The sequence below is a fragment of the Actinomadura chibensis NBRC 106107 genome, from assembly GCF_001552135.1.
Classification (GTDB): Bacteria; Actinomycetota; Actinomycetes; order Streptosporangiales; family Streptosporangiaceae; genus Spirillospora; species Spirillospora chibensis.
Genome location: NZ_BCQP01000036.1, coordinates 1 through 12,567 on the forward strand (window position 1 = coordinate 1; position 12,567 = coordinate 12,567).

Consider the following 12,567-nt stretch of genomic DNA (forward strand, 5'->3'; position numbering starts at 1 on the left):
GGGCGGCCTCCGGGCGCTGGGCGCCCTGCGGCCGCCCGCCCCGTGGGGAGCGCGGAAGCGGAGTAACACCACCGGGTGCCGGTCGGGCTCGCCGCAGCGGTCGGAGGAGCGAGACCACCCGGCACCCGGTGGAGGTCAGGAGCCGTGCACCGCGACGGCCTTGCGGTACATGGCGGCGACGGCGGCGCGTCCCTTCGGCGGAACGGCCGCCAGGTACTGGACGAGGACCGTCGTGTCCATCCGCGTCGTCGCGGCGCGGGCCGGGGCGAGACCGAGGAGGTCGCCGCCGACGGTGAGCGCGCCGCGCCGCGACGACGAGTACGCCTCGTTCTGCCGCAACACGTACCAGACGAGCGCCCCTCGGTCCTTGGTGCGCAGCGCGTACACCCCGTACGGGGCGGCCGAGAACCGCGACGACAGCGTGACGCCGCGTCCGGCCAGGGTCTTCTCGCCCTGCTGGAGCGCCTTGTACGTCTCGCTGGTCTTCGCGCCGTCGGCGAGGAACGCCGCGCCCGACGCCCGCGGGCCCTCGGTGAGCAGCGCGGCGTGCGCCTGCGGCAGCCGCTCCGGCTGGACGGCGAGGCCCCCGGCGCGCGGCTCGACCGGCGTGGCCGTGCCGTCCGGGGCGAGCGCGACCCGGCTGAGGACGTCCTCCCCGGAGTAGGGCGCGGCGGTCAGCAGCCAGGGCGCGCCCTCACTGGCCTGCGTGAACAGCATCGCGTGCCGGAGCGTCTGGTTGCCCTTCCCGCTGACCGCGGCGGTCGCGAACCAGTGCGGATACCCGGTCAGGCGCGGGATGTAGTACGCCGTCGGCGTGAACTCCACCTTCGGCGGCCGCTGCTTGGCGGCGCGGCGGAACTTCAGCGCCGCGACGTCCATGGACAGTTGCGGTTCGGCCTCGATCGTGCGCAGGGCCGTTCCGTTGAAGCGCCGCGCGGCCTGGTTCGCGCGGTCGGTGTAGGACGCGAGCACCCGCTCGGCCTGCGCCCTGCTGAGTGCGGGTGTGCCCGCGGGTTCGCCCTGTTCTGCGGACGAGGTGTTTCCGCCGCCCGAGCATCCCGCGCTGAGCGCCGCGGCGACCAGCAGGGATGAGGTGACTGAGGCGGTGGTGACGGTGCGTGCGGCCATGCGAAGCCCCCCGATATGGCGTCGGCGATCCGGACCGCAGGACATCTTCGCAGAGTGACCGCCAGGTCACGCTCCGAACACGAAAGTCGCCGAAAAGTTTCCGCCCGGGTCCCGCCGCCCCCGCCACCTGGGCCGCCGCCTGTGCGGCCGCGTGGGGCGGTGTCGGGTTACTGGCCCTGTTGGCGCATCCAGCGGATCTCGGCTTCGATGAACTCGTCGATGTCGCCGTCCAGGACGCCGGACGGGTTGCCGACCTCGACGCCGGTGCGCAGGTCCTTCACGATCTGGTACGGGTGCAGCACGTAGTTGCGGATCTGCGTGCCCCAGCTGCTCGTCCCCTCGCCGCGCAGGGCGGACATCTTCTCCGCCTCCTCCTGGCGCTTGCGCTCCAGGAGCTTCGCCTGCAGGACGTTCATCGCCGTCGCCTTGTTCTGGATCTGGCTGCGCTCGTTCTGGCAGGACACGACGATCCCGGTCGGGATGTGGGTGATCCGCACCGCGGAGTCGGTGGTGTTGACGCCCTGGCCGCCGGGCCCGGACGACCGGTACACGTCGATCCGCAGGTCGTTCTCGTCGATGTCGACGTGGTCGCTCTGCTCGACCACCGGGACGACGTCCAGCCCGGCGAACGACGTCTGGCGGCGGCCCTGGTTGTCGAACGGGGAGATGCGGACGAGCCGGTGCGTCCCGTGCTCGCCGCGCAGCGTCCCGTAGGCGTAGGGGGCCTTGACGGTGAAGGTCGTCGACTTGATCCCGGCCTCTTCGGCGTAGGACGTCTCGTAGACCTCGGTCGGGTAGTTGTGGCGCTCGGCCCACCGCAGGTACATGCGCTGGAGCTGCTCCGCCCAGTCGGCGGCGTCGACCCCGCCCGCCTGGGCGTTGATGGTGACGAGCGCCTCGCGGGCGTCGTACTCGCCCGACATCAGCGTGCGGACCTCAAGCTGCTGGACGGCCTTGCGCAGGGCCGCGAGCTCCTCGTCGGCCTCCGTGCGGGTGGCCTCGTCGTCCATCTCGCCCGCGAGCTCGTAGAGCGTGACGGTGTCGTCCAGCCGCTGGCGCAGCCCCTCGACCCGGTTCAGCTCGCTCTCCAGGTAGGACAGGCGGCGCGTCACCGACTGGGCGCGCTCCTGGTCGTTCCACAGCTCAGGGTCGGCGGACTGCTCGCGCAGCTCGGCGATGTCGCGCCGCATGCCGTCGAGGTCCAGCACCTGCTCGATGCCGGACAGTGTCGAGCCGAGCTCCTTGAGCTCCTCTTCCGGTTCGATGCCTGCCACGCCCCCGAGCTTAGCGCCGTCCCGGCACTGCTGGTCGCGCGCCGACGCCCTGTGGACAACGCGCGGACACCGTGGACGACGTGCGGGCCGCCCGCGCGTTCCGTACCGGACGAGCGGCCGGGCGTCCCGCCAATATCATGATGGTGGAAGAATCACGGGCCGAGGGAGCCCGGCCGGAGGACGGTCGGCATGGAGCTCGGTCCGGGGGACGGATCTGTGTACGGATTCACGCGGACGGTCGTGGCCGGAGCGGCCCTCGTCCTGCCGCTCGCCGCGGGCTGCGCGGGGGGCGGGGAGGGCCGGACGGAGGCGCGGCCCACCGTCAGCATGCCCTCGACGTCGCCGCCGCCGTCCGTCCCGCTGACCCCGAAGGTCGCGGAGCGGGCGTTCCGTACCTATGTCACCGACGAGGACGTGGCGCGCGCGGCGGGCGACGAGCGGCTGGCGCTGACCTGGACGTCCGACGGCCAGTCCCAGCTCACCGCCGCCGAGTTCCGCAAGGCCGCCTACGACGGCGACCCGGTGCGGCGGTTCGAGTACGGCGAGCCCAGGCTGTACGTGCCGAAGCTGAAGGACGACGGCTACCCGCAGTGGTTCGTGGCGTCCGTGGACCGCTCGGTCGCGGGGGAGGCCAAGAGCAAGCGGCGGGCGCTGATGGCGTTCATCCTGCGCGGGCCGTCCGACTCGTGGCGGCTGACGCTCGCGACCCTCCTCCAACCGAAGGCCAAGGAACCGAAGGTCGAGATCGACGACGCCGGGTACGCGACGGCGCTCGGCGCGGACGACCCGTCGGTGCTGATCCGGCCGCGCGACGTGGGCGGGATCCAGGCGACGATCGCGGCGGAGGGCCCGCGGAGCGTCGCCGCCAAGGTGATGAAGTCCGGGGCGGTCACGACGGGCTACTACCAGAAGGCCAAGCGGGCCAAGAAGGACGCCAAGAAACACGACCTCACGCTCCAGGTCGTCTACACCGCGACACCGTTCCCCTACTTCGGGTTGCGGACGGAGCACGGCGGCGGCCTCATCGTCTACTCCCTGTTCCGCACCAGCTCCCTCGTCGCCAAGGACCCGTCCACCCCGAAGCCGGAGATCCCGGAGGAGGCGGAGCATCTGCTCGACGGGACCGTCGAGGGCAACGAGGTCGACACGACGGCGACCCTGCACTTCGCCGCCTACGACCCCCCTCGGGCGAAGAAGGGCAAGACCCAGGCCAAGGCGCACCTGGTGGCCGACGACGGCGCGATCTCCAAGGCCGCCACCCCGCCGATCAAGAAACCCTGAGAGTCCAAGGGCCTGCCGCGGACGGCTAGCCGTAGACGCGCTGCAGGACGAGCGCGACGAAGAACAGCGCGACCAGCCCCGCCAGGACGACCGACGGCGGCACCGAGGGGCCGTGCCGGTGCAGCTCCGACCGGGCCTCCCGGCAGGTGGCGCAGCGTCCCTCGACCACCGGGTTCGAGCACCGAGCGCAGATCAGATGTTCGCAGCTCATGTCGTGGCCCCAATCTCCGAGAACGGCATGCGGGTCCGTGCGCGAAACGTCCACCCGCCGGGTGTGCGACCACCCATTAGGTATCTTTCGCCATCATCCAGCGTAGCCGGACTGTATGGTCGTTCCGGCAAGTCCGGGAGCTAGACGGTACGAAACGGCCGGACGTCGGGAGACGGGTTCGCATGGCACTGATCGGACGGCACGCACCGCGTCCTCGTTCGTCGTCCGTCGCCCCCGAACCGGACACCGCTCGCGAACCGGACGACGAATGTTCACCGATCGGACGCCTCGCCGCCTCCGGGCGGCCGTACCACTCCGAGTGGGACGAGCCAGTTGACTCACCCCTCTACACTGCTCCAAGGCTCAGCGTCCCACCTGGTCGCGGAGCCGGGCGGCGCGGAACGCGAGGTGCGGACGAGTCCGCGACCGCGCGCCGGGCCGCTCCCCAACCCCTAGACTGAACCGCCGTGATGCAGCCGTGATCCATTTCGACAACGTCACCAAGGTCTACCCGAGCCAGAACCGACCAGCCCTGCAGCATGTGAACGTCGCCATCGAAAAGGGCGAGTTCCTGTTCCTGGTGGGTCCGTCCGGCTCGGGGAAGTCGACCTTCCTGCGCCTCATCCTGAAAGAGGAGCGTCCTTCCCAGGGTCACGTGCACGTGGCGGGCAAGGACCTGAGCAGGCTGAGCAACTGGAAGGTGCCGCACCTGCGCCGCAGGATCGGCTGCGTCTTCCAGGACTTCCGCCTCCTCCCCAACAAGAACGTCTTCGAGAACGTCGCGTTCGCCCTAGAGGTGATCGGCAAGCCGCGGCGCTTCATCGGCAAGGTCGTCCCCGAGGTCATCGACCTCGTCGGCCTGGAGGGCAAGGCCCACCGGATGCCGGACGAGCTGTCCGGCGGCGAGCAGCAGCGCGTCGCCATCGCGCGGGCCTTCGTCAACCGGCCGATGATCCTGCTGGCGGACGAGCCGACGGGGAACATCGACCCCGCCACCTCGATCGGCATCATGAAGGTGCTGGACCGCATCAACCGGACCGGCACCACCGTCGTCATGGCCACCCACGACGCCGCGATCGTCGACGCGTTCCGCAAGCGTGTCGTCGAGCTGGAGGACGGACGGGTCGTCCGCGACCAGTCCCGCGGCGTGTACGGCCAGGCGTACTAAACCCGCGTACCAGTCAGACCGCGTACCAGACCATCTGAACCATCGATTCCTGCCGGGTCGTACGACACCCCGAGGCCCAGAGGCAGGACCCCCGCATCGGGCCGCGCTCGGGCCGCCGTTCAGGCCGCGCTCCGGCCGTTCTCCGGCGCGGACGGCCCAGGCTTCCGGCGGGACACAGGCGATCAAGGACAGCGAGGCATGCGCGTACAGTTCGTTCTCCAGGAGATCTGGATCGGTCTCCGCCGGAACATGACGATGACGATCTCCCTCGTCATCACCGTCGCCATCGCCATGGCGCTCTTCGGCACAGGGATGCTCCTGCGCGAACAGGTCCGCGCGTCCAAGAGCTACTGGTACGACAAGATCGAGGTCTCGATCTTCCTGTGCGCCAAGACCAGCTCCAACCCGAGCTGCCAGAAGCGCGACGTCACCGAGCAGGAGCGGCAGCAGCTCCAGGCGCAGCTCAAGGGGATGTCGCAGGTCTCCGGCGTCCAGTACGAGAGCAAGCAGCAGGCGTACGCCCGGTTCAAGGACCGCTTCTCCGGCTCGCCGGGCTTCGTCGAGAGCACCCGCGAGGGCGACATCCCCGACTCGTTCCGGGTGAAGCTGCGGAACCCCGAGGAGTACAAGGCGGTCTCGCAGGCGGTGCTCGGCCGTCCCGGCGTGGACACGGTGATCAACGAGCAGGAGATCCTGAAGCGGTTCTTCCGGATCCTGAACGGCCTCCAGGTCGCCGCGCTGATGATCGCGCTGATCCAGGTGGTGGCCGCGGTGATGCTGGTCGGCAACACGGTCCGGCTGTCGGCGTTCAACCGGCGCCGGGAGACGGGCATCATGCGGCTGGTCGGCGCGTCCAACACCTATATCCAGATGCCGTTCATCCTGGAGGGCGCGATCGCGGGCCTGATCGGAGGTCTGTTCGCGTCCATCTTGCTTGTCTTCAGCAAGAAACTGCTGATCGACAGATTGGCGGGGGACGTCCAGCTCGTCAGCCAGCTCGGCTGGAGCACCGTGGTGGCCGTCATCATCGTGTCGATCTGCTTCGGAGTGCTGCTCTGTGCGCTCTCGTCGTTCCTGACGCTCCGGAGATATCTCAGAATCTGACGCGCTGACCGGATCCGGCGGGACCGCCGGATCCGGCGTCGCGTGCCGCCCTACACTTGCCGCATGTTCCGGTCCGCGTCGCTTCGGAGGCGGCGGCCCCGGAGACCTTCCGAGGGCAGGAGGGCCGGGCGCCTGCCGCGCGGCTGCGCCGTCGCCGCCGCGATCGTCTGCGCGTACGGGGCCGGGGTCGTGAGCGGCCCGAGCCCGAAGCGGCACACCGCCGCCGCCGGCGGGTCGGTGCTGGACGAGGCCGCCGCCGCGATCGGCGGCCGGGCCGCGAAGCCGGTCGGCCGCGGCGAGCTCGACCGCGCCGCCATCGAGGGCATGCTGCGCGGGCTCGGCGACAGGTGGGCGCGCTACTACTCCGCCCGCCAGTACGACGACGTGGACGGACGCCTCACCGGCCACTACAGCGGCGTCGGGCTCTGGCTCGGCGCCGCCGACGGGCGCGCCGGGGTGCTGGTCGCGAGCGTCCAGCCGGGGACGGCCGCCGCGCGCGCCGGAGTCCGCGCGGGCGACGTCGTCACCGGCGTCGGCGCCGCGTCCGTGACCGGCTGGGACGTGGGGCGGGTCGCCGCCGCGCTGCGCGGACGTCCGGGCGAACCGGTCGAACTCACGGTGGAGCGCGATCATCGAACCAGGAGGTTCCATCTCGTCCGCACGCCGGTCCAGGGAGGCGACGTCACCGTGACCGACCTGCCGCGCCGCGCCCGGCTGATCCGGGTCGGGGCGTTCACGCGCGGGACAGGGCGCGCGGTCCGCGCCGCCGTGACCGGGGGCGGGCCGTCGTCCGGCCGTCCCGCCGGGGGAGTGCTGCTCGACCTGCGCGGCAACCCGGGCGGCCTGCTGGACGAGGCGGTCGAGACGGCGTCGGCGTTCCTCACCGGCGGGCCCGTCGTGACGTACGAGCCGCGCGGCGGGCCCGTCCAGCGGCGCTCGGTGACGCGGCCCGGCGACGGGCGGACGCCCGTTGTCGTCCTCGTCGACGCGGGCACCGCGAGCGCCGCGGAGATCGTCGCGGGCTCCCTGCGCGACCGCGACCGCGCGGTGATCGTAGGATCGCGTACGTACGGGAAGGGGTCGGTGCAGGAACCCATCAGGCTCGGCGACGGATCGGTGATCGAGCTGACCGTCGGGCGCTACCGCACCCCGGGCGGCCGTACGCTCGACGGGGTCGGGATAGAGCCCGACGTGGCGGTCTCCGCCGACCGTCCACCCAGGGAGGCCGAGCGCCGCGCCCGGACGGTGCTGCGCGGCCTGCACGCGACGGACAAGGACTGACGAAGTGGCACGGGACACCGGGCGCAAGAAGGACACGTCGAACAAGCTGATCGCCCAGAACAAGCGGGCCCGCTACGACTACCACATCGACGACACGTGGGAGGCGGGCATGGTGCTGATGGGCACGGAGGTCAAGGCGCTGCGCGCGGGGCGCGCGTCCCTCGTCGACGGCTTCGCCCACGTGCGGGACGGCGAGATCTGGCTGGAGAACGTCCACATCCCGGAGTACACGCAGGGCACCTGGACGAACCACGCGCCGCGCCGCCGCCGCAAGCTCCTGCTGCACAAGCGCGAGATCCAGAAGATCATCACGAAGTCGGAGGAACCGGGCTGGACGCTGATCCCGCTCTCGCTCTACTTCAAGGACGGCAAGGCCAAGGTCGAGATCGGGTTGGCCCGTGGTAAGAAGTCGTACGACAAGCGTCAGGCCATCGCCAAGCGGGAGGCCGAGCGGGAGATGCAGAAGGCTGCGGCGGCCCGGTTCAGGAGACGGTGAAGGGTGTCGATGAGCAAGCGCGGCCGGAGGCGGGCTCCGGCGGGGACGCGGACGCCGGCCTGGAGGCGCGGCCGCCGGGCGGTCGCGCTCGCGGGCTGCGGCGCCCTCGTCGCGACGATGACCACCGGGTGCTGGGCCGAGCCGTCGGCGATGCCCGCCGTCCGCGACTTCCTGATCGCCTGGCAGGTCGGCAACTACCACGCCGCCGCCGGGCGGACCGTCGGCCTCGACCGCGACCAGGTGGAGGACGCGCTGAGCCGCGTCCGCCAGCAGCTCGACGCGGCGTCCCTGCGGCTGTCCCTCGGCACCGAGGTGCCGGGCAGCGAGGTCGACCAGATCGTCAAGAAGGGCGACGAGGCCGACGCGCGCTTCACCGTGAAGATCGACCTCGGTGAGAACGGCCAGCCGTGGGAGTACCCGGGGCTGATGCACCTGCGGCGCGTCGGCGGCAAGTGGAAGGTCGTGTGGAGCCCGTCCATCATCCACACGAAGCTGAAGCAGGGGCAGCGGCTCGCGGTGGTGACCAAGGTGCCGAAGCGCGCCCTGATCACCGACACGCAGGGCCGGTCCGTGCTGCGGGTGACCGGCGCGTACATGGTCGGCGTGTACCCCGGGCAGCTCGCCGACCCGCAGCGCACCATCAACCTGCTCACCAAGCAGACCAAGATCGACGGGGGGCGGCGGCTGGACGCCGAGCGCCTCCTCGGCCGCGTCCGGTCCGCCCCGCCGCAGGAGTTCCTGCCGCTGCTGACCCTCCAGGTCCCCGCGCACCTCGGGCTGATCCAGCGGCTCGGCAACGTGCCGGGGCTCCAGTTCAAGGGCATCCAGGCGCCGATCGCGCCCGGCTACGCGCCCGAGCTGATCGGCAACCTCGGGCCCGCGACCGCTGACCGCCTCCAGCAGGTCGGCGCCCCCTACCAGCCGGGCGACACGATCGGCGTCAGCGGCATCCAGCTCCTCCAGCAGCGCCGCCTGGCGGGCACCCCGACCGTCCAGGTCGTCGCGCAGGACGAGAGCGGCAAGAACACCGAGGAGCTGCGGTCCTGGGAGGGCCAGAAGCCGCAGGCCGTGCAGACGACCCTCGACCCGACCTTCCAGGCCCGCGCCGACGCCGCCCTCGGCCAGCTGCCCTATCCGGCGTCGATGGTGGCCGTCCGGCCGAGCACCGGCGAGGTGCTGGCCGTGTCCAACCACGGGACGAACGGCCGCAACCTCGCGTTCGAGGGCCGCTACCCGCCCGGCCTGGCCTTCGGCATCGTGTCCACCGAGGCGCTGTTCTCCCAGGCGGGGATGAAGCCGTCCACGGAGACGACCTGCCCCGGCACCGTCACGATCGGCGGCAAGACGTTCGCGAACAGGGGGCTTGGCAAGGGGACCTTGGCCGACCACTTCGCCACGTCCTGCAAGACCGCCCTCGCCCAGCTCGGCTCCAAGCTGGACGCGCAGGCCCTCGTCAAGGAGGCGGCGCAGTTCGGCCTCGGCAAGGACTACGGGCTCAGCGTCCCCGCGTTCACCGGCTCCGTGCCGACCCCCGCCAACGAGGGCGAGAAGGCCGCGATGATGATCGGGGAGGGGAACGTCCAGGTGAGCCCCCTCGCGATGGCCCTGGTCGCGGGCGCGGCGCAGAGCGGCACGTGGCGGCCGCCGTACGTGCTGAAGGACATCCCGCAGAGCGTCCAGCCGCCGCAGGCGCAGAGCCTCCAGCCGGAGCCGATCGCCAGCCTCAAGAAGGTCCTCGGCCAGACGGCGACGCGCGGGAACGCCAAACCCGCGCGCGTGTCCGGCGACGTCGTCGGCGTGGCCGCGCTCACCACCTACCAGGAGGGCGGACGCACGAAGACGGTCTCCTGGTTCGTCGGCTCCGCCGGGGACCGCGCCTTCGCGCTCGCCGTCGAGGGCCGCGTCCCCACCGCCCAGATCGCCGCGCTGTTCCTGCGCGGCGCGCCGCGGACCGCCCGAACCACAGGCTGACCGGGCCGCGCCGCGACTTTGTCAGCTCTTTACGCCCGGGACGCAACCAACCCGTCACCCCCGTGCGTCTTTCCGGGTGACTGGGCTTCCGCTTGGGGGGTTGCGGACCCCAGTCGCCGTGATGAGACCAGAGCCTCGTCTCGGGGGAGGCTCTGCCGTCCGGACCGGCCCGACCCTGCCGGTCGACCCCGGTGGGCGCGCCACGCGCACGCCCACCGGGGCTCACGGGTGCCCGGCCGGGGAATGACGTTGCCGGTGCCCGCGTTATCCTTGTAACGTCGTCGTGCGGACGTCCTCGGACTCCGTCTTGACAACTCAACATGGGGGTGACCGGCTTCGACTTCGGTCGTTCGAGCCAGGGGAAGCGGGTCGAGGGTTGCTGTCGTGACCTCGTAAATCCTGTGACAGCAAACCAATAACTGCCAACAAGAAGCAGTCCGAGTTCGCCCTCGCCGCCTGAGCGAGGAGCGAACTCTGTCAGCCCGGGAGCGTCTCCGACCCGGGGTCTGGCATCGCTAGGAGACTCCACCTACCAGCCCGGTCGCGGGGCCGGTAGGAACACCTAACAGCGACTGAGTCCGTCGGCGACACGCCTGCGTGAGCGCCGGGACTGAGAAAACGCCAAGCAGGCTGCACCCGGAGAAGCCCTGACCCATCACCGAAGGACGCGGGTTCGATTCCCGCCACCTCCACCACATGAGAGCCGCCGGCCAGAACACATCTGGCCGGCGGCTTTCGCGTTGCGCGTCCGCTTCGGGCCCCGGGCATCGCGCCGGCGAGGCGCTCCGGTCATTCACGGCATGGTTGACGGCCCGATCTGGTTGCCGCGATTCTTCCCACATGGGCTCGGGGGGACGTGTTCGCTACCAGACCTCTTTCACGGACTCGGCCCGCTGGGACGGGTTCGCGTTCCGTCCCGGCGACATCGTGATCAGCACCCCGGCGAAGTGCGGCACGACCTGGCTGCAGATGATCTGCGCCCTGGAGATCTTCAAGAGCGCGACATTTGACCGGCCGCTCGACCAGATCTCGCCGTGGCTGGACGTCCTGCTGCGCCCGCTCCCCGAAGTGCTGGCCGACCTTGAGGCACAGGCGCACCGGCGGTTCATCAAGACCCATGTGCCGCTGGACGGATTGCCCTTCGACGACCGGGTCACCTACCTCTGCGCAAGCCGGGACCCCCGGGATGTGGCCGTGTCCTTGGACAACCACGCCGGCAACACCGACCGGGCCGTGACCCTGGCATTGCGGGAGGACGCCGTGGGCGCCGCGGTCCTCGACCAGTTGCTGGCCGCCGCTCCGTCCCCGCCGAGCGGGACCGCGCGCGAGCGCTTCTGGTCCTGGGTCGATCCGGCCGCGCCCGGGAAGGCCGTGTCCGACCTGGAGATCATGCTTCACCATCTGGACACGTTCTGGCAGGTCCGCGACCAGCCGAACATCGTGCTGCTGCGCTACGAGGACCTCCTTGATGACCTCGAAGGGCAGATGCGCTACATGGCGGCCCGGCTCGGGATCGCCATCACCGAAACAGCCTGGCCGGACCTGGTCCAGGCCGCGACGTTCGCGGCCATGAAGGGCCGGGCCGACGAGCTCGCGCCCGAAGCCAGCCACGACGGCTTCTATCACGACCCCAGCCGGTTCTTCCGCAGCGGAACAACAGGCCAGTGGCGGCAGGTCCTCAGCGAGGAGGAGCTTCCCCGGTACGCCGCCCGAGTCGCCGAATGCGCGCCCGCGGACCTTGCCGCCTGGATCCATCGGCCCGCACTCCCAGCGGCAGGCGACTTCTAAGGGCGCGGTTCATGAGTGAAGACGCGCCGGAGCCGACGCGGAACTGAGGCGGACACAGACCTTGCCGAGACCGCGGGACCGCTCGCTGGCCGGGTCGACAACGCCGACCCGTTTCCCCGATGCTGCATTCCATTCCGCACCGGGTACGCGAATTCAATGCTGTGGTGCCCGGTCCATCACAGCCGAACAATGAGAGGGCATTCCTGTCGCGGCGGTCCCTGAATAGGCCAGCGCAGGTCGAAGCGGGGGCGGCCCGGCTCCACCCGGTCGGTGTGCCCCGGCGAAGTCGCCCACCGGGTGTCGGCTAGCCGCGTTCAGATATGGCATCCTTTGTCGACGGCGCGATCCGACCGTCGATGCAGGACGTTCGGTATACGGTCCGGCCCATAGCGAATCCAATCCCGGTGCTCGCGAATTCTGGAGAAGCCTTGAGCGATTACACACTGCGCCCGGTCGGGCGTGTCGTGTCGGTCCTCACCGATCGCGAGCAGGCGCCACGCCAGCCCGATGAGGGCGCCCCTGACGCCTGGCTGGTGTTCGACGACCAGTACGCCCCCGCCCTGGACGGATTGACCCCCGGCACCGATGCGCTGCTGTTCACCTGGCTCGACCGCGCCGACCGCGACACCCTCGCCGTCCATCCGCGCGGTGAGGCCTCCCGGCCGGTCACCGGTGTCTTCGCCACCCGGTCGCCCGACCGGCCCAACCCGATCGGCCTGCACACCGTGCACGTCCTCGCCGTGACCGGTTCGCGCGTTCACGTCCAAAACCTTGAGGCCCTCGACGCGACCCCGATCCTGGACATCAAACCCATCCTCACCCCCGACCGGTGAGACCGGGTGTCGCACCGGGTCGGCGGACCTGC

At 70.9% G+C, this 12,567-nt stretch carries 11 protein-coding genes and 1 other RNA gene; 9 read left to right on the top strand and 3 right to left on the bottom strand.

What is annotated here, in order from left to right:
* Window positions 1-135 precede the first annotated feature (135 nt).
* Both ACH01S_RS20380 and prfB read right to left on the bottom strand, forming a co-directional pair.
* Window positions 136-1,128 (bottom strand): DUF8094 domain-containing protein, encoded by a 993-nt coding sequence (locus tag ACH01S_RS20380; RefSeq protein WP_067893570.1) that lies wholly within the window; start codon window positions 1,126-1,128, stop codon window positions 136-138.
* 167 nt (window positions 1,129-1,295) lie between these two features.
* Window positions 1,296-2,402 carry a peptide chain release factor 2 gene (gene prfB / locus ACH01S_RS20385; protein WP_067893571.1) on the bottom strand — a complete coding sequence of 369 codons (1,107 nt, stop codon included), beginning with the start codon at window positions 2,400-2,402 and terminating at the stop codon, window positions 1,296-1,298.
* A gap of 189 nt (window positions 2,403-2,591) precedes the next feature.
* Here prfB and ACH01S_RS20390 point away from each other — a divergent pair, with 189 nt between their 5' ends.
* Window positions 2,592-3,683, top strand: coding sequence for a DUF8094 domain-containing protein (locus tag ACH01S_RS20390; protein WP_067893574.1), 1,092 nt, complete (start codon window positions 2,592-2,594; stop codon window positions 3,681-3,683).
* Between the two features lie 25 nt (window positions 3,684-3,708).
* Here the strand turns inward: ACH01S_RS20390 and ACH01S_RS20395 are convergent, their stop codons facing one another.
* Window positions 3,709-3,894 (bottom strand): hypothetical protein, encoded by a 186-nt coding sequence (locus tag ACH01S_RS20395; protein WP_067893576.1) that lies wholly within the window; start codon window positions 3,892-3,894, stop codon window positions 3,709-3,711.
* Window positions 3,895-4,372: 478 nt separating this feature from the next.
* Here ACH01S_RS20395 and ftsE point away from each other — a divergent pair, with 478 nt between their 5' ends.
* From ftsE to tsaA, 8 genes are all read left to right on the top strand, one after another.
* On the top strand, window positions 4,373-5,062 hold the full coding sequence (gene ftsE / locus ACH01S_RS20400) for a cell division ATP-binding protein FtsE (protein ID WP_021597771.1): 690 nt from the start codon (window positions 4,373-4,375) through the stop codon (window positions 5,060-5,062).
* Window positions 5,063-5,260: 198 nt separating this feature from the next.
* Window positions 5,261-6,166: a permease-like cell division protein FtsX gene (gene ftsX, locus ACH01S_RS20405; protein WP_067893578.1), complete on the top strand. Its 906-nt coding sequence runs from the start codon at window positions 5,261-5,263 to the stop codon at window positions 6,164-6,166.
* A 63-nt stretch (window positions 6,167-6,229) separates the two neighbouring features.
* The gene (locus ACH01S_RS20410) at window positions 6,230-7,447 is read left to right on the top strand and encodes a S41 family peptidase (protein ID WP_067893580.1); all 1,218 of its coding nucleotides are present in this window, start codon (window positions 6,230-6,232) and stop codon (window positions 7,445-7,447) included.
* 4 nt (window positions 7,448-7,451) lie between these two features.
* Window positions 7,452-7,943, top strand: coding sequence for an SsrA-binding protein SmpB (gene smpB, locus ACH01S_RS20415; protein ID WP_067893582.1), 492 nt, complete (start codon window positions 7,452-7,454; stop codon window positions 7,941-7,943).
* Between the two features lie 9 nt (window positions 7,944-7,952).
* Window positions 7,953-9,914: a penicillin-binding transpeptidase domain-containing protein gene (locus tag ACH01S_RS20420; RefSeq protein WP_067893584.1), complete on the top strand. Its 1,962-nt coding sequence runs from the start codon at window positions 7,953-7,955 to the stop codon at window positions 9,912-9,914.
* Window positions 9,915-10,236: 322 nt separating this feature from the next.
* Window positions 10,237-10,609: a transfer-messenger RNA gene (gene ssrA, locus ACH01S_RS20425) on the top strand.
* Window positions 10,610-10,754: 145 nt separating this feature from the next.
* Window positions 10,755-11,702: a sulfotransferase domain-containing protein gene (locus ACH01S_RS20430; RefSeq protein ID WP_067893586.1), complete on the top strand. Its 948-nt coding sequence runs from the start codon at window positions 10,755-10,757 to the stop codon at window positions 11,700-11,702.
* Between the two features lie 428 nt (window positions 11,703-12,130).
* A complete protein-coding gene (gene tsaA / locus ACH01S_RS20435) occupies window positions 12,131-12,535 on the top strand; it encodes a tRNA (N6-threonylcarbamoyladenosine(37)-N6)-methyltransferase TrmO (RefSeq protein ID WP_067893588.1) in 405 nt (134 codons plus the stop codon).
* Window positions 12,536-12,567: the final 32 nt, after the last annotated feature.

What these genes read in the sequence shown, in the direction of transcription:
- ACH01S_RS20430 (WP_067893586.1), top strand. Translation starts at nt 10,755, where the DNA reads ATGGGCTCGGGGGGACGTGTTCGCTACCAGACCTCTTTCACGGACTCG.
- ftsX (WP_067893578.1), top strand. Translation starts at nt 5,261, where the DNA reads ATGCGCGTACAGTTCGTTCTCCAGGAGATCTGGATCGGTCTCCGCCGG.
- ACH01S_RS20390 (WP_067893574.1), top strand. Translation starts at nt 2,592, where the DNA reads ATGGAGCTCGGTCCGGGGGACGGATCTGTGTACGGATTCACGCGGACG.
- ACH01S_RS20420 (WP_067893584.1), top strand. Translation starts at nt 7,953, where the DNA reads ATGAGCAAGCGCGGCCGGAGGCGGGCTCCGGCGGGGACGCGGACGCCG.
- ACH01S_RS20395 (WP_067893576.1), bottom strand. Translation starts at nt 3,894, where the DNA reads ATGAGCTGCGAACATCTGATCTGCGCTCGGTGCTCGAACCCGGTGGTC.
- ACH01S_RS20380 (WP_067893570.1), bottom strand. Translation starts at nt 1,128, where the DNA reads ATGGCCGCACGCACCGTCACCACCGCCTCAGTCACCTCATCCCTGCTG.
- ACH01S_RS20410 (WP_067893580.1), top strand. Translation starts at nt 6,230, where the DNA reads ATGTTCCGGTCCGCGTCGCTTCGGAGGCGGCGGCCCCGGAGACCTTCC.